This window comes from Phocaeicola plebeius (genome assembly GCF_003437535.1).
Lineage (GTDB): Bacteria > Bacteroidota > Bacteroidia > Bacteroidales > Bacteroidaceae > Phocaeicola > Phocaeicola plebeius_A.
Genome location: NZ_QSQT01000047.1, coordinates 1 through 21,817 on the forward strand (window position 1 = coordinate 1; position 21,817 = coordinate 21,817).

Below are 21,817 nucleotides of genomic sequence, written 5' to 3' on the forward strand. Positions count from 1 at the left end.
TATACCCTAATAAGCTGCCGGAAAGTGAACGGGTATGCTCCGGAATATGTAGAGCGGCGAATAGTACCGTGTACATCATAACCTTTTTCCAATAAAAATTCAGCCAGAAACGATCCGTCCTGTCCTGTAATACCTGTGATTAGTGCTACTTTTCTTTCCATAAATAATCAAATTTTACCCTGCAAAGATATAGAAAAAGCCCCGTACTGCCAATGACAGTCGGGGCTTTTCTTCTGATTATATGCCTTTTGCTTTAGAATTTCTTAAACTTTAATATGGCATAATCAGACTCTAAGGTCATGTATTTCCCGTTTGTTTCCACTACCTTGAACGTCGTATTCACATCGTTTAGTCCGTAGGGCTCCAGTTCCCATACCTCAGCCGGACGGGAGTTTTCTGGAAGGTCATACGTGCTCATGTCGTTCATGGTGATGCTATTACTTGCTTCATCGTACTGGTATCTTCCGCGGAAAGGAGTCAATCCCTGTGGCCCTTGCTTCTCTGCCACTTCCACTACCCAAAGCTGTATACTGTAATAGATGCGTTCGCACGGATGCACCTCATTGTCTGCTTTCGTAGTAAATTCCAATAATTGCCAGTGTCCTTCAATCTCAGTGTTTATTGGTTCCTTCTTGCAGTCGTTGCATATCATGGCCAGTACCATCATGCAAAGCCCTATATAGAAAATTCGTTTCATACTTCTTTCTTCAATTAAAAAATAACTCCTGTTTTTCTGATGGTTAGCATGCCTCCTGTAGAATTACCCAAGTAATTACCTCGGTCAAGTCCCAGTGCAGCCGAAGCACTCCATCCTTTTGCCCATTTCGGTGTATAAGTTGCTTCATAGAGCGAACTGAATTGTTTTCTTTGTTGGTCAAGAGGAATGTCGTATGTGCCCCAGTGACGGGCAAATGAAATCAGCATGCGGTATCCCCACTCCGGAGAAGGCTGTCCGCTGATGCCCAGGTGATGTGCTCTTACGCGATTACTCCGGAAAGAAATACTATGGTCTGCATTATAGGCCGGTCCTGGAAGCAATGGGTTGCCCATGCCCATACCTTGGTGCTGCCAGCCTCCATAAATATAATGATTGTAATAATTATCGTCGGCGCTGATTTGGTATTCAGGAAACTGTCCCCAAAAGCTATCAAATAACAGGGGACCTGCTTGGTCCTTTGTGCAAAGTCCTTCCCATACGGCCGAAGTTATCCACCGGTTTTTCGGAAAAGTAATTTCCAGTCCGATTTGTCCGTCTTTCCAGCGTCCATATTCCCAAAACATCTGCGATGTATCTTCAAAATAATGTTCCAGATAAGCCCGGAACTTCCATTGTCCCAAATAGTAATTCAGTGCGAAGTTCCAGCTTCCTAACATGTTCCCTTCCACGTTTACTTGTTCTCCTTCGGGAGTATCACTTCCTCCTGCTTGAGGGAAAAAAGCTTTCCAGTAAGCCTTCAAATTGTCCGGCATGTCCAGCACATTCTCTGTACTTCCATCTTCCAATTTCAGATAGCGGTCACCACCAAACTGTGTCGCCATTAAAAGGCCGAATTCAAATTCCAATGGCAGTTTTTCCTTGTTACCTAACCGCAGCATAAGCGATTTGCTATGGTAAAGCACATCTTTTGTGAAATACTGCCCTGGTTGTACAAAATCCTTTTGCCAGCCATTGTCTGTAAATGAACCGTATGCAATGTGTCCTTTAAAAGCCAGCCATCCCTTTGTGCCCGGCACGTTCAGAAACTCCTTGATTTCTCCTCTGATTTGCGGAATCGGTTGCGTGTTAGGCCCTTCCACCATCATTCCGCTACTTAGTGCTGTGTTCTTGGTCAGCGGAAAACCCGGGCGTTCCTTACTTCCGATGCTCAGTGTCAGCATCTTCCAGGAAAAATCACTGTATATCTGATGAATGAACACATCTTGTGCCTGATGAATTCCTCCCGCCATGTCTAGTCCGGCTTCAATACGCCATCCGCGTTTGAATTGTTTCTCGTAAGAGATTCCTGCCAACAGATATCCCGAGTTCGGATTTGTGCTTCCTAATCCGTAACGGTTTCCTGTGAACCACAATGGAGCGTACGTACCGTCTCCGGCAGTAGCTCCTAATTCTACATGGTAGGTGAGGGAAGAGTTCTCAGTCTGTGCCTGCGCCAAACTGCCGGATAATATAGCAAAGAGTAAAATTGCTTTTAGTTTCATAGAGAATTGTGGAATTAATCTTTCTTTTTCAGTTCATTCTTGAAATCATGATAAATATCTTTCCCGAAAAGAATCCATGCAGATTCAAACACAAAAGCTAAAAATGCAAAAGCAATGATGATGAGCATTTTCTTGGGAGATGCCGGAACAAGTGGTACGGTGGCCGGTTCCACTACGGCAAACACAGGTTTGGCCTCTTGTAGTTTTCCTCGAAGTACTTGGAGTTGGGCCATGGACTGACTGTAGATTTGTTCTGCTAGGCTCAAGTTCTTTTGCAGTCTTTCTTTTTCAGAGGTTACGGTCTGGAGAATCACATTCCGATTGGCATCTGCAAATTTGGCATATTCCTGCTGGGCCGCAAAATATTCTTTTTGGTATTGTTCACACAGACTAAGTTGGAAGTCAAAATCTTGTTTTGCTTTGCGCGTGCGGTAATCGGTAATATATTCTTGTAGCTTATGAACGGCACTGTCTGCTACTATGGCGGCTGCAAGTGGGTCCTGTAGGGAAACTGTGACTTTCGTCATATTGCTTTTCTTGTCTGTTTCCACTTCCAATACTTTTTTTAGCATTTCGATTCTTCCGCTTTGTTCCGGAGTCAGCCGGAAAGGGTTAATAGTTTTTGCGCTATCTTTAGGGGTTTCCTTAACAAGAGATTTTATTCCTCCAATAAGTATTCCTGGGGCTCCTATTACATAATTCCACCAAGGTTTCTTTTCTGTATCGAGATAATCGTAAAGTATAATGCTGTCCTCTTTTTGGGTTTGGATAGGAATTTGAAGCATTTCCAATACGAAAGGATTGGTCTTTACAATCTCTGGGAACATATTGAAGGTTAGGGCATCCTCGCCAAATCCAGTAGTCATGTTCCCTAAACCAAACATGGAAGCAATGCCGGATAATCCACTCGTAGAGTTGATTCCAGATTCAGGGGATAAGTTTACTTTTACTTGATAAGTTTTGGGTACGCTGAAACCACCAATAAGCCCTGCTACGATACCTACTCCTATGGCTTTGTATATTTTTTTTCTGTTTGAGTATAATTCTCGGAATAATTCTATTAAGTCAATCTCTTGAGATTCATTCTTTTGTTCGTTTCCTGTCATTTTAATTATTTGTTATTTGGGTAAGTATTGATGTTAATATATGTTGTAGAAAAATTTTTAGATGATTTTTCCATATAAAATGTACCTTATTTATTATGCCAAATAAGTTAGAGTTAGGTATTTCTCTTAATAGTAAATTGAGTGATTATTATAAATCAGGTCTTTTCTTTCGCCGTTTTATGAGCAAAGATTTGTTTTCTATAAAACGATAGTAAATAATGGTAATTTGTATCGTATTATAGTTTGCTATGATTATCTTTTATTGAATTATTATTTCTATTCTTTATTTGTGATAGACATCTTTTATTTGTTTTAGTTCTCTTTTTATCAATAATCCATCCCCATTTATTGAAATATTTTATGGTAGAGCAGATATGATATTTTAAAAGTTTCTTCTTTTTGTAAGAACCTTTATCATATTCGTGATATACTGAGACATTTGGATAAAACATTGTTCGAGAGATTTCTCCTATTCTTCTACACAAATCAACATCTTCGCAATACATAAAATATCTTTCATCAAAAAGGCCAACTTTTTTAATTATATCCATTCTAACAAACATGAAACACCCGGATAATACAGGAATCTCCATAATCGTGTTATATCCTGAGTGGTGAAGCTCATATTTTGCGTCGATTTTTTGTTTAATTGCTTTTATGGGAATAAATCTTCGTCCAATCAGGTTTATTGGGGTTGGAATAAGTTTGCATAGAAGCTGTGTTTCTCCATTTGGATAAAGGATTTTTGGCATAACTTGGCCGCAGTCATTATTTTTATCCATAAAAGATGTAAGTTCTTCAATAACGTTATCCTTCCAGTATATATCAGGATTTATAATAACATGATATTTTGCTCCTTGAGCTAAGGCCATTTCTAATGCTATATTATGTCCGTGTCCAAAGCCTAGGTTTTGGCTATGTATATATTTAATTTTCTCTGATATTTGAGAATATTCACGAAGACTGTCATTGGAAGAATTATCTATTATATAAAAAATAGATATGTTTGAATTTAAGATACACTTAATGAGTCTTAAAAGGTCTGATGGTTTTGTATGAAAAGTAACAAGTGATGCTGTTATCATATTAAATAATAGACTTAATTTTTTCTATGAATTTACCTTCATTATAGTTATTTATGAATATCTTTTGGGCTTTTGATTTCTCTTCGGAGTTAATATCACAGTGTTTTTTTATTTTCTCTATAAAATCTTTTTTATTATTTGCTTTTATTAGAAACTTTCTGTTATCAGATATTATATTGTCAATACCCTCGAATGCAATATCTGTACCAATTATTGGAGTACCTAATGCTAATGCTTCAATTACTTTTACTTTTACTCCTGCACCTGAGAAAAGAGGAGCTATAATAGCCTTTGATTTAGCTATTATTTTATACGGATTATTAATAAAACCTAAGTATTCGATGTTAGTATAATTAGAAATAAGAACTTTAATTTCTGTATCCAATGCCCCTCCTATTATTTTAATATTAGTATCCTTACATGAAGGATAAACTTCTTTAATAAACCATTTTAATCCGTCCGAGTTTTCTTTTCTATTCCATGCTCCATAAAATACAAAATAATTCTCTATTTCAATGTCTTTTAGGTTAATATCAAGTATTTCTTTTCCTATGTAAAATGGAACGATTTCAGAGTTCATTCCATACATACTCTTTATTAAAAACTTGTCTTTTGCAGAAAACGTAAATATGCTATTCCCATTTTTTAGTAAATTTTTTTCAGTCATTCTTACCAACCAATTATACAGAAATGAGAATTTTTTTCTTTGGTACTTTTGAGCTATAATGTCATGACACATCATTACTTTATATGGATGAATGATGGGTTTAGAATATATAAATGTTTGACTAAAATCAAAATATATCATATCGTAATTATTCTGATTTTGTTTTAACCATTTATAAACAAAACTATTGTATCTAACTGTAAATAAGGGGAAACTACATTTGATTATTGAATAGTATAATGTCTTTAACACACTGTTTGTATTAAGTTCCATTATAACGTTTAAATTTTTAATATTTTTTATTGTGGTATTATGGTTGGGGTAATTCCAGTATATTATATCAACACTATAGTCATGAGATAAATCTATCAAAAGTTGTAATGAATAATTTTGGCCAGCAGTTTTATTATTGATAGGATATGCTGTAATAAATAGAAGTCTATTCATAAAAATTAATAAAATAAATTGAGGTCAATATTGTAAGGTAGAAGATTCACTTCTTCTCCACTTATGATGGCATTTTTAAAAAAATATATTGATAGAAAAATAAATAAAAAGTATGCATAACTAATTTTAGAAGGTTGTCTTTTATTATTATACACGGAGTATGGTATTAAGAAAATCATAGAAAGCATAAAATAATTATTCATCCTAAGAATAATTTCGCTAAGAAAACCATTGTTGACAGCCAATAAACTTAATAATAAAAATGAGAAAAAATTCATATTAAAAAAGACTCTATAATCTTCTTGGAAATCATTTGTAGCTTCTTTATATATAAAATATAATGATATAGAGCCAAACAAAATTGTAAGAAACAAACTAGGTGGGGAGAATATCATATTTATATAAACCCCAAATGGAGTTAACGATATTAAGTATATAAATATTTTACTTCCGATAGTAAAAATAAGAAATAGTATAAATTTAGTAAGCCATCCTATTTTTCGGTACAAAATGAAATATAATGGTATAAGCAATAAAACGGAAAGATGAAAACAGAACGCTGTCAGTAATAATATGACAGAATATTTGAAAAACTTGTGTTGCTGTATAAAAATGGTTGAATAAATAAAAATTCCCATAGCCGCATATTGCCTTATTAAGTTTAATGAGTTAAGGTAAAATGGCCCTACTGTAATATATACCAAAATAGCCCCAAAATAATATTTTGCATCTAATCTTATTATAAATTTATAGAAGAAAATATTGGTTATTATAGCGCACGTTAAAAATAATAGCTGTTTTGTACCACCTATTATTCCGATAAATTTCATTATTAGTATGAATCCGTATTCTTTTATTTCTACCTCATTATTTTTTATTGCGTCATTAAATAATTCTACATATGTTGGGTAATCAATACCAACATGATCTCTAAAGCCAGAAAATATGATAAGAAATAAAAAAATGAATTGAATACATGTTTTTCTATATTTAATATTTGCTACTTGTGAAAGAAAAAGAAAAAATAAATTTATTGTGTATAATAAAAAATATGGCATATTTTAATTATTTATAGTAATATGTAAAATATTAATTAGAAGAAATGATTTACATACATATAGCTCGAAATTAATTATATGTTTGTATGGATAATATTTTTGTTGATGCTGACGATATGTATGATTTTGTAAAAATTCTAATTGTACATTATTTTTTAAATGTTTGTTTTGCTTTTATTTCTTTGTGTAAATTGTCTTTAGATAATATTTTACATTTTCTATTTATGCTTAAATGTTAAGAAGTGTTTTAAGCCAATTGTCTATACGTAAATTTTCTATATTATTTATTTTCTCATTGCTTATTCTTAAGAAATCTATTGGAACTATAGGATTATTTCTTTCTATAAAAGCAATCATTGAACTATTATATAATTGGGTCTCTTTTATAGTAATATTGGTTGTGAGAAGTTTCTTGTTCATCGCTAGAGCTTGAATCAATCTATTTGATAATCCAGATTGGCATGGTATTTCAACATCTATGACACATAAACTATCTGCCATAATTCTATCTAACTCATTTTTGGGAATAGGTGTATATGTGATTATATTATCTACAAGCATTCTTCCAATAAGTTTATGAATCATTTTTGAAAAATAACTATATTTCAAACGATAGATAAAATATGATAAGGTTTTAGGGTTAATATATATTTTTATATAAGTATTTAAACCTTTTTGTTTGGCATCTACAGCAATACGATTTAATATTTTGAAACGATCAGAATGAAGCTTTCCAATAAAAAACAAATCATAAGTATATTTATTGTTAGATGTTTGGGGGGAATTTACGATGTTCCAAAATAGAGGGAGTATATTTAAATTATATTTTTTTGCATCAACATAGTCAAATGTATATACTTTATCAAATAATGAAAAGTGGTTTGTAAAATCATAAAAGTTTATACTATCATATAAATACAATATAGTTTGAATCTTAGGATTTATTTTTCTTAAATGCTCAATCAGCGATTTGTCAAGAGAGAAACCATTTACGCATAAAAAATAATCGTACTTTTTTTTAGAATTAAATATGTTTTTATTGAGTAATCTTTTTTTGTTGGGGTTAAAGTATTTAAAATATAGTTTCTTGATAGTTTTAAATTTACTTTTTCTATCTAACGGCGAAAATCGACCTTTATAGTCTTCAATATAATCAACTTCAAAATTTAATTTATGTAATGCATGTTGTACTTGATTATGTAAATCAAATAATGCAGGCATAAATAATAGGATAGTTTTACTCATCTAGTATGAATTTATGTTTTTTTAAAATAGTATTTATTTTTTTTGTGTCACCATATAAACAAGGAGAATCGTACACTCTTTCTGGGTAAACTCCATATTCTAATTTAATATTAAGTTTGTGTTCTGATATAAATTGTTCAACTCGTTCTGCTATACTTATTGGTTTACCACTACAGCAATTTATTATTCCATTAATTTCTTTTTGTACAGCTACACATGCTATTTGATGTGCCAATTCATCAACACAAATAAAGTCATACTTTGCTTTACCGGTTGTAAATGGAAATTTATTTTTTCCAGCTTCCTTTGCTTCCAGTAGTTTGGTAAATATTGAATGATTGTTTTTGTCATCGCCTAATATGTAATATGCCCTACACCACTGAAGAATACAACTTTTTTCTTTGCAATATTGGAGCATGGCTCTTCTCAGTGTGTCTTTGGCAATTCCGTACATAGATAATGGGTTACAAGGCGTATTTTCATCTATGGCACCTTCATGATAACCAACTTCATGCATCGTTCCCATCACCACCAAATGCTTTAATCCTCCGTTAATCATTGATGTGAGGAACTTGAAATGAGCGGATAGATCACCAATATGATTTAATGAGTTATGAACGAATCCGTCTCTCCATGCTAAATGAATACAAATCTCGGGGTTATTCATGATCTCATATATATTTTCTGTTGCTTCAAATAAATTGGCTTCTATCTTTTCAACTCTTTCATCTACATTATCCAAATGTAAATCACAAGCAATTACATTATGTCCCATATTTAACAGTTCGGATACTACGTGTCTTCCAATATATCCGTTAGCACCAGTAACAAGTATCTTCATTACTTATATATTTATTTATATAATCCTTTTTGTTTCATTTCCTCAATAGAAGATTCATATCTATCTTCCTGTATCTCCTGCTCGTTTACCCATTCTGCAAATTTGCCTATGCCATCTTTAAAGCTCCATTTGGGTTCAAATCCAAGTATCGTTCTGGCAGCAGTGATATCTGCGAAATTGTGTCGTATATCTCCTAAACGGTAATTGCCAGAAATGCATATCGGAACTTTTATTCCATATTTCTCAATCAATGTATTAGCGACAGTCAATACGTCTGTTGCAACCCCTGTTCCTACATTGAATACATGACCGTTTGCTTCTTCCTTCTCTATACCAAGTATAGTGGCATCTACTACATCATCAATATATACGAAATCTCTTGTTTCTTTTCCATCCTCAAATATATTAATTTCATTACCGTTTTTAATACGGGTTGAGAAAATAGATAAGATACCTGTGTATGGGTTTGAAAGTGATTGTCCAGGTCCATATACATTCTGATATCTGTATGATACTGCAGCAATACCGATTGAAGGGCAAACCAAATGAACTAGCTGTCCTTGTACTTGTTTTGTAATTCCGTAAACAGATGTTGGATGAATCGTTGAATCTTCTGTAGTTCCAACAAGTTTTAATGGCATATTGCATCCTGGATACTTTACTTCAAAATCTCCTTTTGCCATGTCGGCATCAGCACGTTCAGTCGGATACACATATGCCTCTTTTTCTTCACTATAATATCTTCCTTCTCCATATATTGCTCTTGATTCCGCAACTATCACCTTCTTGACGCTATGTTTGGTATTAGTCAGAATGTCAAGTAACAATGCTGTTCCACCTATGTTTACATTGACATATTTCTGTATTTCATACATTGACTGTCCAGTTCCTGTTTCTGCGGCAAGATGAACTACGCATTCTACACCTTCCAAAGCTTTTATCCAGTCTTCTTTTGATGTTACAGATCCTTTTATAAATCTCACCTTGTCTTTAATAGATTTATATAAAGGAGATGTTATTTCAGGATTTTTACCATGGATTTGTTTTGAAAGGTTATCCATAACTGTAACCTTATAACCTTTATCCATTAATTTCAATGCAAGGTTTGAACCAATAAAACCAGCTCCACCTGTAATGAGAATACTTTTCATATTTTTAATCTATAAATTCACCTTTATAATTTGTTTTTTTCCAAATTTGTGTAGAATAATCATAACGTTTAATTATTTTGGCAGGAGAACCTACAGCAACACAATAGTCAGGAATATCATGTATTACAACACTGTTCGCTCCTATAACGCACTGTTTGCCTATTTTAGCACCAATAACACATACATTTTCACCCAACCAACTTCCAGCTCCAATTATAACCTCTTTTTTTTGTATTATGGGTTGTTGCTTTATTGGAATATTAATATCTTCATAACAATGTAAATTATCAGAAATATATACCCTGTCAGCAGTAAGTACGTTTTCTTCAATAATTATACTTTTTGTTGCATATATGTGATTGAAATGTCCTATATTTACACCATCTTTTATTTCTAATTTACAATTATCATAACCCGTTAATGGCATGGCTGCTAACCATGTTTTATATTCTATAATTACTTTGTTGCCTATATAAATTCTCTTTTTACCATCTATTTTTAATGGACTTGTTATTATTGATTTTCTCCCAAAAGAGCCCATTAAAAATTTATATAAACGAGCCTTAATTCTATTATTGATAAATTTTATAATTCTTCTTATCATATATAAAGCTATATATTTATTTTATAATCGATTTCCATCTTAGTATAATGTAAAAAAAATACACAAAAAATACTATACTATAAAGTATACTTCTTACTATACAAATACTTTCTAGGCTAAAATGATTATAATGGTATATTATGCCTATAGTCACTACAAAAGATATTGTTGTTAATAGATCAATGCATAATATTAAATTTAGCTTTAAAGAAGCATTGAGAATTTGTGTAAAGACATATGTCATAGAATTCATAACAATACCAGGTAAGTAGTAATAAACGTAACATATATTTTTTATATGATTGGGGAAAATTAATACCACAATGTTTTCAAATAGTGTTGAGGTTCCTAACACTAATAGAACATTATAAGTAAAAAAAGCTATAGTATTGTTTTTTATTATTTTTTTGAATAAAGGAATATCTTTATCGTTATATGATTTTATTATTTTAGGGAAAAAGATATTATTTATTGAGTTTGGAATTAGTAATGATAAAGTATTAAATAAAGATACTAAATAAAAATTCCCCAATGCCTCTGTTCCAAGAATCTTTGCTATGGACCATCTTTCTACTTGTAGATTAATCATGAAGAATATTCCAGATAAAAAAGGTATAAAGCCCACTGATAGAATTTTCTTTACAAGATTTATGTTAAAGTTGAAAGCACTAAATCTTAATTCTGGGACTTTTATTATTACAATGGCTGCAAATATTATAGGTTGTATAATCGTTACAAACAAAGCTGCATTTATCCCACAATAAAACACCGATGGTAGAAATAATAAAGATATAAATACAGATATTAAGTTAAGTATATTGATAGTCAATAATTTACCCAATGCTATTAAGGAATTCATTAGCCAGTTGTTTAGAAGCATTATTAATCCACCTATAAGTGATACGATTAATATATTTTTTGATAAAACTAAATCAATTCCTGTAAGATATGAAATAAAATATAAAATGAAAACTATTCCACTTATAACGACAATATAACTATATACAAGATTGTTTACATTATTTTTCTCTTCAGAATTTTCATAACATAATAGACGAAATCCTCCATTAAATAGACCTAATTGGAGAAAACTTAAAAATTGCATTAATGTTAAAGAAAGGCTAATTATACCAAGATCCTCCATGTTCAGCCATCGCATAAATACGAAAGATCTGACAAAACCTACTAAACTTACAAAAATGTTTGTAACAATGTAAAGTAATGACTGATTTATGTTGATTTTAAATGTTTTCACAGTTACAGTAAGTATCTATATGATTCAAATAATATACTAAATCTTGTGCTATTTTGACTCCATTGCTTTCTTGGTCTATATTTAATTTTTCTGCTCTATTACAAAAGAAATCGATATATCCTTTATGAGAAGATTTTATTAGTGCAAAAATATAAGGATAGAGGTCATCATCTGATTTAAAACAATCATTAACTCTCTTATATACTTCTTCTCTAATGTCCTTTACGTTTTGAATCAAAGAAACTCTATGATGGAAAGAATATTGGTTTTTTGCAAAGCAATAAACTTGTTTCCCTAATAGTAAACCTTCAAAACCAGCTGTACCATTTATAGTAAAAACACCTATTGCATTTTTAATGAGAACTTTACCTGGAATAGATTGGTGTATTAATCTTATATTGGGTACTTTTAATAATCTCTCATAGTCTACAGCATCACGATATGCATATTCATGTGGATGATCTTTTACATAAAGAAATGTTCCTGGAGGAATAGATGCTGCAATATTTTGAATCAGTTTTACTTGATTCTCATATATTCCATCTCCTAAATATAAGACGGTAGCTTCAGGCTCAAGATGAAATGAGTAGTAATAATATTTTTCATTTTGAGGCAGCTCTACCTCAAAATGAATATTTCTATTTTTATATTCTTTTATGTTACGTATTTTATTTTGAGATATATTTTGTTTTGAAATCCAGTAATCAATATTATTCTTTATTTTGTCATACCTGTCATGACATATTAATAGCTTTATGCGTGTTTTGATATCCCTTATATATAATATTAATCTGCTTTTATCTTCTTGTATATTTCCACCGAAAAATACAGAGAAATCTTTTCTGAATTTTTCTAATAGTTTTTTGCATCGTTCAATATTAATATATTCCTTATGCGATTGAAAATATTTATAATAATATTCAAACTCATTATATGAAAAATCATCTCCTTCAGCAAAAGCGAAAGTGTATTCATTTGTATCATTGTAATTGGCAATTTGATATAAATAATGACCTCCATAATGCTTACATAGAAGTGCAGCTATGTGATTGATACATAATGAACAAGGTTCATGTAAGAATATATCTACATGATTATCTGTTAGAATTTTATTCCAAATCAGATAATGTGATTGTGCCGACAATAAAGCTTCATTATATTTTAAAATGGAGTAACCTCTATCACTTTGTATAGAACCATTTAAATTAAATCTACCATTGCTATTCTTTATGATAATCTCATCAAGATTTTTTATAAGATTATAATCCAATGTCTGTTTGTCTATTATTTCATTAAATAGTGAAGAATAGTTTATACAATCATTTATATTATTCTCATGTAATATATTTTCCTCGACTGATGAGTATGCCACATGAATTTGTTTTATGTCATCTGGTAAATTCTTAGCTATTGATATATATAAGTATGTGAGTTCACATCTATGGAAGAATAGTATTGTTTTCATTATGATTTAATATAACTACTTTATGTGTTTAGCAATCTCTTTAGCTCTTTCCAGTTCATCATGCTGACCAATATCAATCCAATACCCAGAAATGGGATATCTGATTACTTTATAATTGTTATTTATAAGGCTTGACATAAAATCAGTTGCATTATAGAACTTATTCTCTGGAATTAATTTTAATAATTCTTTTTTTATTAAATATATTCCAGCATTGGCATAATAGCTGATTGTAGGTTTTTCTGTTACTCCCTTGATATTTCTTCCTTCAAGGTTGAACACTCCGTATGGTACTTTTACTATATATGGAACTGCTGCTACACTCATGTCAGCATCATGCTCTTTAAAATGTAAGTAGAAATCCTCATAATCTATATTTGTAAATAAATCAGAGTTCATTACCAATATAGTATCATTATAGAATGATACTACGAACTTAATGCTGCCGATAGTACCTAAATATTTAGGTTCTTTTACAGTATTAATTTTAATTCCGTCTCTTTTTTCTTTGAAATGTTCTTCTAATTGTTCCCCTAAATAGTTTACAGTAACAAAAATATTTTTGATTCCATATGAAATCAGACTATCTATGTTATAATCTATAATGCACTTTTCACCTACTTTTATCAGTGGCTTGGGAGTTTTCTCTGTCAAAGGCCTTAATCTTTCTCCTTTTCCTCCAGCCATCAAAACGGCATCAACGGGTAACAGAGTCTTATATTTTTCAAGGTTTATTATTTCATATATTTGATTGTTCTCGTCTAATACGGGTACAAGTTTCATTTTAAGTTCACGTTGTATGTGTATGTTTTTCACATCGTCATTTACGTTCTTTCTAAGAAAGTTGAAATTGCGATGTACAGCTTTTTCAACAGTTTCAGTAACACTTATACCTTTAATTAGAGCCCTTCTGATATCTCCGTCGGTCAAAGATCCTATTACTTTGTTCTCAGAATCTACGACAAATAATACTAATGGCCCCTCATGTATATTGTTAATTCTGTTAAGAGCGTCTAGAATAGTAAAACTATTTAATATTATATGTCTATCTTCCATATCCTTCATTTATTAACAACTCAGCAAATTTCCAGTCTAACATCGTATCAAGGTCTAATGACGACATCTCATCCATTTCTATTGCTCCTATTTTGGTAAACGAGTTGTAGCTGCATTTTCTTAGGGCTTCGACATCCATAATATAAACGGCACCATTATATTCATATACCTTAGGAGCATCTTGTCTTCTTTGGTAATTCCCGTCACCCTTAGATTGGTATAAATACCCTTGGTTATTTAATTCAAAGCAATCATAGTATGGGTTAGATGAAGCTGATTTTACAGAAACTATCATTTCGTATTTATCAGAATAAGCTTCAATACACCTCTTCACATCATCGGCTTTGCGAAAAGGAGATGTCGGTTGTAATAATATTATGGTATCATAATAGGTTCCTTTTGCAGCATAATGGTTTATTGCATGCATAATTACCTCATATGTGCCGGCTTGGTCTGATGCCAATTCTTCAGGTCTTTTGAAAGGAACTTTTAATCCATAGTCTTCTACTACTTTTATTATGTCATCATCATCAGTTGTTACACATATATTATCATCAGTGGTCAGCTTCCTGGCTACATCTATGGAGTAACATATCAATGGCTTACCATTAAGTTCCTTAATGTTTTTGTGCGGAATACCTTTACTGCCGCCTCTGGCTGGAATTATATATAAAGCATTCATTTTTAAATTCTTATAGGCTCATCAATCTTGTAATCATGTTTAGCCTCGGTGCCAACAATTAAATCCCAGTATACCGCACTTAAGCCTTGTTCAGCACGCTTTATAATCAGGTTTTTTTCTGTTAGTTTTTCACCTTTTTTTATATTTGTTTTGGCTAATATAACTTTAAGTACTACTTTTGAAATATTTTTCTCACTTTCATTAGGCTCCTTTACTCCATTACCCAAAGCTTGCTCAATATTTCTTATCTTCAGAACCATATCTTTTAGCTCCTCAGGTTCAAGTGAAGCAGAATGGTCAGGGCCTTCCATTTTTTTGTCTAATGTAAAATGTTTTTCAATTATCTCTGCTCCCAATGCAACTGCAGCGACAGGCACTTCTACTCCTAATGTATGATCAGAATATCCAATCTTACACTTTAAAGCTTCCTTTATGGTTAACATGGCTTTCAAGTTTACTTCATTCATTGGACATGGATAATTTGTTGTACAATGTAATATTGATATGTCACTTACTCCAGCTTCTTTAAGAATGTCATAAGCAAAAGAAACGTCTTTCATATTTGACATACCAGTAGACAGTATTATTGGTAATCCTTTACTTGCAGTATATCTCAAGAACGGTACATTATTAATGTCTCCAGAACCTAGTTTTATAAATGGCATACCCAAATCACATAGAAAATCAAGAGATTCTGGTTCATCAGCAGTAGATAAAAATTGGATTCCTATATCATCACAATATTTTTTTATTACCTTAAAATCATTATATGATAATTCTAGTTTCTTTAACATGTCATACTGACTTTCTTCAATTTGAAGATTTTTTTTCTGATATTCAGCCATCTCAGTATTTTTAGAAATTATAAGTTCAGTCTTCCATGTCTGAAACTTTATGGCATCTACCGCACTTTCTTTTGCCGCATCACAAAGCTTTAATGCCAAATCAAGTTTACCATTATGATTTACACCTGCTTCTGCTATTATATAAGTTTTTTTAGTCATGATAATCTCTTAAAAGATCCTTTTCGTTTACTATTACTACATCATCATACATCAACATCAATACACCTTCTTCATAATTACCTATTTGCGATATATTCTCAATTCCTTTAATGTTATTTACTATCATAGACACGAAATCAACTCCTGCTCCAAAAGCATGTAAATAAGCACCACCGAACCTAGGATTAATTTCTGAAAGATAATAATTACCATCTTTATAAAAAAAGTCCATGTCACACGGTCCATATAATTCAAGTACAGAACAAACCTCCTTTATGAAATCAAAAAGTTTATTATCTTTAAAAGATATAGTTTTACTTGCTCCTCCTATACGAGTCTCTATCTTCTTCTTTAGAAAAGCTGCAACAGGTTTCCTGCTTATGCAGTCTACATATACATCAGCATCACAATCACCTCCTGCCATATATTCTTGAATTATATAATCAAATTTATTTTCAGACCATAGTATTTCTAATTCTTCTATCGTATTAACTTTTTGTGCTCCAACACTTCCACTTCCACTTATAGGCTTTATAAATACAGGGAAGGCAATCTCTTTGTTATGTAATGCCTTTTTGAATTTATGTATATCATTAAAAGTTAATACAGTTCTTATACCTTTTAGTTTTAGATATTCAAACATAGCAAATTTGTTAAAACACAGATATGCTGTATTAGCAGAAGGACAAAGAGGCAGTATTCCTTTTGATATAAATAAATCTCTATTTTTAGAAAGAATCTCTATCTCTGGATCAATAAACGTTGTTATTGCTTTTATATTCTCTTTTTCACATATTTCAAGAACTGATTCAATATATTTTCCATCATAAATTTTAGGAACAACATATTGTTTATCTGCTAAAAATAGTGCTGGAGCAACCGACCAATTATCAGTTGCTATAACATTACCACTCCCAGATAGACTTTTCCTAAAATCTTTCATCAATCTACCTCTTCTACCTACATTGCAACATAAAATATTATTTTCCATATTATTTCTTTATTTTTTGCAAATATTCGTTTTCAGTCCATTCTTCTCTTGCTAGAATTAGATTCTCATGTTTTTTTATATAAACTCTTGGAAAGAACCTTATAAATAATGGAGACAAACACATAGTATATGCACCGACAAAACAGAACTTTATAATATCTCCTATTTGCATTTGAGGAGCACCTTTTTCTATGAAAAGCTTGTCATTCTCTAAGCATGTACACCCAACAAATACTTGTTCTTTTTCAAGATCTCTTTCAGATAAATCATTAATAAACTCTTTAAAATAATCCTTCTTATGAAAGAAAGGATCTACATCATTACGCGTACCATCCGTGACTATAATTCTTTTATCTCCTACATTCTTAATATCTATCACAGATGTGTAATATGAGAAAGGTGATGCTACTAGAGCATTGCCTGGTTCAACAATCAAACATAACTCATCACAGTTATAGTGCAAAGACAAAACATTATATATTGCATCAATATAGTCCTGATAAGTAGGCTTACCTGGCATATCTCCATAAAAACCGCCACCGATATCTATATATGATAAATTTAAATCATATTCTTTAATTATATTTAAAGCATACAAGCATATATTTTTATAAGTATTAATACTTCTTGTTTTAGATGTTCTATGTAAATGCAATCCTTTTAGAACAACATGATCCAATCCTGCTATATGATCAATAGCAGATTTTAATTCACCATTCTCATAAGAAAACCCAAATCTGCTATATGATTCTTCTTCTTTACAATCTTCAGGAGATATAACAGAAATATTTAGATTCACCCTGATACCAATCTTATAAGATTTATTTCTATCAAGTTCCAAAAGCCAATCTAACTCTCTTTTTGTCTCTATATTTACAATAGCACCGTTCTCTAATGCATCTATAAAAGAAGCCTTGTCTTTCATTGGTCCATTATATATTATATGAGATTTGTCAAATCCACATTTTAAAACTAAATTATATTCATCATAAGAAACTACTTCTGCATATCCTCCGTTATCTTTTACAATATCAAGCCAACCTGGAAATGAATTGGTTTTAACAGAATAACCAAGTATGTTATTTTTGAATCGGTTAATCAAAGCTGTTTTAAAACCAATGATATTACATAGAGCCTTGTCTACATTAAGAACGAAACATGGAGTTTTAATCATATTTTTTATCATATAAATAATCTTTAATATGTTGTGCTATATATTTAGATGTCATTCCATCACCAAAAGTAAAATCAGCTTCATACCTACCTTTAGACATCGCACTACATATGGCATTATAAATTTCATAATACGAATATCCTACTGATATTATATTATTACTCATAAATCTACCTTTTTGTCTATTACCTATATTTATAGTGGGTACTCCAAGATAAGGAGTTTCAATAATACCACTAGAAGAATTTCCTATTACACATTTTGCTTCTTTCATAAGTGACAAAAAGTTCAGCTGTCCCAAAGAACTGTATACATGTATAAAGTTACAATTGCTACATGTTTCATCATAATATCTGTTTATCATGCCACCACCAAAGTCTGAATTTGCTTCTGTAATAATTATTTCACTTAAAGAGAAACATTTCAAAGCTTTTATCATGTTTGAAACCATAGTCATATTATCTTCAATAGAGAGTTTTGTTTCAGGATGTAATGTCACCAAAAGCCAATCCTTTTCTTCACAAATTCCCAATATCTTAGACAATGTCTTCCTATCAAGTAAATTCATTTTTACAAAATTCTCTATACCTGGTTCACCAACATTAAAAACATATTTGGAAGTACCTATCATCCTAACGATATTGCTATATGCTTCACTATTATTCGGGAAATGTATATCAGACATCATCGTAACAGCATTACGTATTTTGTCATCTATTGCTCCCTCTGTAACTTCACCACCTGCAATATGAGCTATAGGTATATTCTGTAATATTGCAGCACCACATATAGACAATAGTTCATATCTATCTCCTAATACTACTAGCAGATCAGGTTTTAACTCAATAAAAGCATCTGAAAACAAATTCAAACATTTGCTCATTGATAAAGAGACATCTTTTAGGGAATCTCCATCGGACAAATAATCTATACATTTTGATACTTTTATATTATCATCCTGTATAAAAGTCAATGTATATCCGTACTTCTTTGATAAGTGTGTTCCAGCTGCTATGACAATAGTTTCAAAGGAGTCATATTTAAACAACTCCATTATAATCCATCTCAGGAGTCCATACTCTGATCTGGCGGCTGTTACTACACAAACCTTCTTCTTCATACTATTACAATCTGACTGAGCTAGGAATATTAACTACTCTATCTGCAAACCAGATAGTATTTTTTAAACCATCATTCTCGCAATTCTCAAACATTGACAATCTGTTCATCAACTCCCAGATAGGACGCGTCATCACTCCGTTGTCATTAGTTTGCTGCAAGAATTCCAGCTGTGCTTCTTTATCTTTTAAAATTACTACATTCAGCCAATAATTAGAGTAACAGTTTTCCGGTTCTGTAAAGAAGTCAATATCATCTATGTTTTTAAAAAACTCGGCATATTCGGCTGCGACCTGACGCTTGCTTTCAACGAATTTATCCAAATTCTCCAACTGGGCACAGCCAAGTGCCGCATTAATATTAGGCATACGGTAGTTGTAACCAATATGGTCATGACGGAATTCCCATCGGTGTGGAATCTTTGCTTGTGTAGTAAGATGTTTTGCAAATGCTCCTAACTCTTCGTCGTTAAAAAGCATCATACCGCCACCTCCGGTTGTTATTGTCTTGTTTCCGTTGAAGGAAATGGCACCCACTTTTCCGAAAGTACCTGTGTGCTTGTCTTTATAAAGAGAACCGATAGATTCAGCAGCATCTTCTACCAATTCGATATGATATTCTTCACAAATTTGAGCAATCTCTTCAATGCGTACAGGGTGTCCGAAAGTATGCATAGGGACGCAAGCCTTCACACGCCTTCCGGTATTTTTATTATAACACTGTCCGTTACGAATCTCTGCGTTTTTAACCAGCCACTCCTTTATAGCGTCAGGCGATAGTCCCATAGTAGTCTTATCCACATCAATAAATACTGGGTGCGCGCCAATATAAGAAAGAGCATTACAGGTGGCAATAAATGTAAGTGCTTGTGTAAGAACGTCATCATCACGTTCTACACCGGCAAGCATAAGTGACATGTGAAGAGCATTTGTACCACTTACACAAACTACGGCACGCTTACATCCAGTATAAGTTGCCATATCCTTTTCAAATCTGTCAACAAACTGACCTACAGATGAGACAAATGTAGTGTCAATACATTCTTCAAGATACTTCTTTTCATTACCTGCGAACACAGGAACTGCAAGAGGAGTAAACTCTTTATTACCATATACTTCTTTTATGAAGTTTATTGTTTTAGAATAATCTGTCATAATTCAATTACATTTTCTGATCCAAATTCTTACCTTTTTCTTCATGCTCAAAGTTAGGCAGGAACTCTTTAAGAGCCTCTACTATTTCCGCTTTGGTAAAATTCTCATTGGCAAAAATTGTCTCCAGTTTATTGTAAAATTCTTCTATTTCATTCATGGGGCGGTGCTTGGATTCTTCTATTACTCCTAGAGATGAGAATCTGTCCATGTTTATTTTCTCTCCTGGTATATAGAATTCTTCATAATCCTTTTCACCGGTAGTATCGCTTCTGAAATATACTACAGGATATTCCTTGTCATCTTCTTTCCTTTCTGAAGCAAATTTCTTTGCTTCCTCATCTGAATAGCACTGATGTTGTTTGTAGCCTAATGTCTCAATAAATTTATCACAGAAACTGCTGAACGTTATCATCTGTTCTTCTCTCAATTTAGGGAAGAACACTTCGCCACTGTTACCAAGGATACATGCAAGCATACATATCTGTCCGCTTTCTTCAGGAGAAACGAAATATCGTTTTACGTCACTTGGTGAGGCCAAAGGTTGCTGTTTCATTATTCGTGCCACCCATCCGTCAGGCAATGAACCATTTGAAAATGCTACGTTTGCAAAACGTGCAGTGGTTACAGGGAATTTCTTGGAATATGCCATGATCATATCTTCCATAACACGTTTGCTCGCTCCCATAATGTTTACAGGGTTAGCAGCCTTGTCGGTACTTACACAGAAGAAATGCTGCGGCGGGAATTCACACAGTAAATCCATCAGCTTTTTAGCCTTGATATCGTTGTTCTCTATCAAAGCCTGAACTGAATATTTGTCCTTTTCACTCCTTACATGCTTATGTGCAGAAAAGTTTGCAACAATGTCGAATCCTTTTTCTTCGCGGAATATTCTGGCAAATATTGGATCAGCGAAGTTTAATGTATAAGTGCGATATTCTTCCGGTACATACATTCCGTATGTAGAACGCAAATCGCGCGTTAATTCCGCCAGACCATTTTCATTTAAATCAATAACAATTAATTTAGATGGCCGAAATGGCAGGATCGCTTTGATAAAAGATGAACCAATGGACCCTGCTCCACCTATGACGCATACACTTTTATTTTCAATTTCTTTTTGCAAAGTTTCTTTGTTGGCTCTAATATCTTCAGAGAACATACTTTGCTGTCTGTTTATTACATGGTCAGCAATAAATTGCTTTAAATTTATCATAAATCGTAATTAATTTAGTGCTATATTTTAGGCACGCTTCGCTGTTACCTGTCCCACACCCATTCATCCCAAACAGACAAAAATAGGTATGCAAGGTAAGCGTCAACGTCTATTTATCTTACAAAAATACCCCATTTCACCGAAAAGTCAAAAAGAAATCCCGACAAAATGAGTTTCTAGCCAGTTTTAGTAAACAAATGAACAGAATTGACAAATACTGCATCGCATTTTCTTGTTTTTTCATCAATGTAGTGTACTAAATAAGTTGACACAATTTATTTAGTAACATGCGTAAAAA

Annotated in this window: 21 protein-coding genes; all 21 read right to left on the reverse strand. The window is 32.2% G+C overall.

Features of this window, described 5'->3' with window-relative positions; genetic code table 11:
• The coding region (locus tag DXD04_RS15620; protein ID WP_117674092.1) for a GDP-mannose 4,6-dehydratase at positions 1-161 on the reverse strand (161 nt) is incomplete at its 3' end.
• A 92-nt stretch (positions 162-253) separates the two neighbouring features.
• Positions 254-697 (reverse strand): lipocalin-like domain-containing protein, encoded by a 444-nt coding sequence (locus DXD04_RS15625; RefSeq protein WP_117674073.1) that lies wholly within the window; start codon positions 695-697, stop codon positions 254-256.
• A 14-nt stretch (positions 698-711) separates the two neighbouring features.
• Positions 712-2,199, reverse strand: a complete 1,488-nt coding sequence (locus tag DXD04_RS15630; protein WP_117674074.1) for a capsule assembly Wzi family protein — start codon at positions 2,197-2,199, stop codon at positions 712-714.
• A gap of 14 nt (positions 2,200-2,213) precedes the next feature.
• Positions 2,214-3,305, reverse strand: coding sequence for a Wzz/FepE/Etk N-terminal domain-containing protein (locus DXD04_RS15635; protein ID WP_117674075.1), 1,092 nt, complete (start codon positions 3,303-3,305; stop codon positions 2,214-2,216).
• Between the two features lie 236 nt (positions 3,306-3,541).
• On the reverse strand, positions 3,542-4,390 hold the full coding sequence (locus tag DXD04_RS15640; protein WP_117674076.1) for a glycosyltransferase family 2 protein: 849 nt from the start codon (positions 4,388-4,390) through the stop codon (positions 3,542-3,544).
• 1 nt (position 4,391) lies between these two features.
• The gene (locus tag DXD04_RS15645) at positions 4,392-5,504 is read right to left on the reverse strand and encodes a glycosyltransferase (RefSeq protein WP_117674077.1); all 1,113 of its coding nucleotides are present in this window, start codon (positions 5,502-5,504) and stop codon (positions 4,392-4,394) included.
• A 5-nt stretch (positions 5,505-5,509) separates the two neighbouring features.
• Positions 5,510-6,562, reverse strand: a complete 1,053-nt coding sequence (locus DXD04_RS15650) for an EpsG family protein (protein ID WP_117674078.1) — start codon at positions 6,560-6,562, stop codon at positions 5,510-5,512.
• A 228-nt stretch (positions 6,563-6,790) separates the two neighbouring features.
• The gene (locus DXD04_RS15655; protein WP_117674079.1) at positions 6,791-7,807 is read right to left on the reverse strand and encodes a WaaS/CpsH family glycosyltransferase; all 1,017 of its coding nucleotides are present in this window, start codon (positions 7,805-7,807) and stop codon (positions 6,791-6,793) included.
• Positions 7,800-8,648: an NAD-dependent epimerase/dehydratase family protein gene (locus DXD04_RS15660; protein WP_117674080.1), complete on the reverse strand. Its 849-nt coding sequence runs from the start codon at positions 8,646-8,648 to the stop codon at positions 7,800-7,802. Before DXD04_RS15660 ends, DXD04_RS15655 begins: the two co-directional genes overlap by 8 nt.
• 11 nt (positions 8,649-8,659) lie before the next feature.
• Positions 8,660-9,799: an NAD-dependent epimerase/dehydratase family protein gene (locus DXD04_RS15665; RefSeq protein WP_117674081.1), complete on the reverse strand. Its 1,140-nt coding sequence runs from the start codon at positions 9,797-9,799 to the stop codon at positions 8,660-8,662.
• Between the two features lie 4 nt (positions 9,800-9,803).
• On the reverse strand, positions 9,804-10,403 hold the full coding sequence (locus tag DXD04_RS15670) for an acyltransferase (RefSeq protein WP_117674082.1): 600 nt from the start codon (positions 10,401-10,403) through the stop codon (positions 9,804-9,806).
• Positions 10,404-10,419: 16 nt separating this feature from the next.
• A complete protein-coding gene (locus DXD04_RS15675) occupies positions 10,420-11,658 on the reverse strand; it encodes a lipopolysaccharide biosynthesis protein (protein ID WP_181977130.1) in 1,239 nt (412 codons plus the stop codon).
• The gene (locus DXD04_RS15680; RefSeq protein ID WP_117674084.1) at positions 11,645-13,123 is read right to left on the reverse strand and encodes a capsular polysaccharide export protein, LipB/KpsS family; all 1,479 of its coding nucleotides are present in this window, start codon (positions 13,121-13,123) and stop codon (positions 11,645-11,647) included. The genes DXD04_RS15675 and DXD04_RS15680 overlap by 14 nt, the downstream gene beginning before the upstream one ends.
• Before the next feature lie 15 nt (positions 13,124-13,138).
• Complete coding sequence (locus DXD04_RS15685; protein ID WP_117674093.1) at positions 13,139-14,179, reverse strand: nucleotidyltransferase family protein; 1,041 nt, start codon at positions 14,177-14,179, stop codon at positions 13,139-13,141.
• On the reverse strand, positions 14,169-14,861 hold the full coding sequence (locus DXD04_RS15690) for an acylneuraminate cytidylyltransferase family protein (RefSeq protein ID WP_117674085.1): 693 nt from the start codon (positions 14,859-14,861) through the stop codon (positions 14,169-14,171). The genes DXD04_RS15685 and DXD04_RS15690 overlap by 11 nt, the downstream gene beginning before the upstream one ends.
• 2 nt (positions 14,862-14,863) lie before the next feature.
• Complete coding sequence (gene neuB, locus DXD04_RS15695) at positions 14,864-15,865, reverse strand: N-acetylneuraminate synthase (RefSeq protein ID WP_117674086.1); 1,002 nt, start codon at positions 15,863-15,865, stop codon at positions 14,864-14,866.
• Positions 15,858-16,856, reverse strand: a complete 999-nt coding sequence (locus tag DXD04_RS15700; protein WP_117674087.1) for an ATP-grasp domain-containing protein — start codon at positions 16,854-16,856, stop codon at positions 15,858-15,860. The genes neuB and DXD04_RS15700 overlap by 8 nt, the downstream gene beginning before the upstream one ends.
• 1 nt (position 16,857) lies before the next feature.
• The gene (locus DXD04_RS15705) at positions 16,858-18,042 is read right to left on the reverse strand and encodes a type III PLP-dependent enzyme domain-containing protein (RefSeq protein ID WP_117674088.1); all 1,185 of its coding nucleotides are present in this window, start codon (positions 18,040-18,042) and stop codon (positions 16,858-16,860) included.
• Positions 18,023-19,150, reverse strand: a complete 1,128-nt coding sequence (gene neuC, locus DXD04_RS15710; RefSeq protein ID WP_117674089.1) for a UDP-N-acetylglucosamine 2-epimerase — start codon at positions 19,148-19,150, stop codon at positions 18,023-18,025. The genes DXD04_RS15705 and neuC overlap by 20 nt, the downstream gene beginning before the upstream one ends.
• A 4-nt stretch (positions 19,151-19,154) precedes the next feature.
• Complete coding sequence (locus tag DXD04_RS15715) at positions 19,155-20,303, reverse strand: LegC family aminotransferase (protein WP_117674090.1); 1,149 nt, start codon at positions 20,301-20,303, stop codon at positions 19,155-19,157.
• 7 nt (positions 20,304-20,310) lie between these two features.
• The gene (locus tag DXD04_RS15720; protein WP_117674091.1) at positions 20,311-21,519 is read right to left on the reverse strand and encodes a UDP-N-acetylglucosamine 4,6-dehydratase; all 1,209 of its coding nucleotides are present in this window, start codon (positions 21,517-21,519) and stop codon (positions 20,311-20,313) included.
• Between the last annotated feature and the right edge of the window lie 298 nt (positions 21,520-21,817).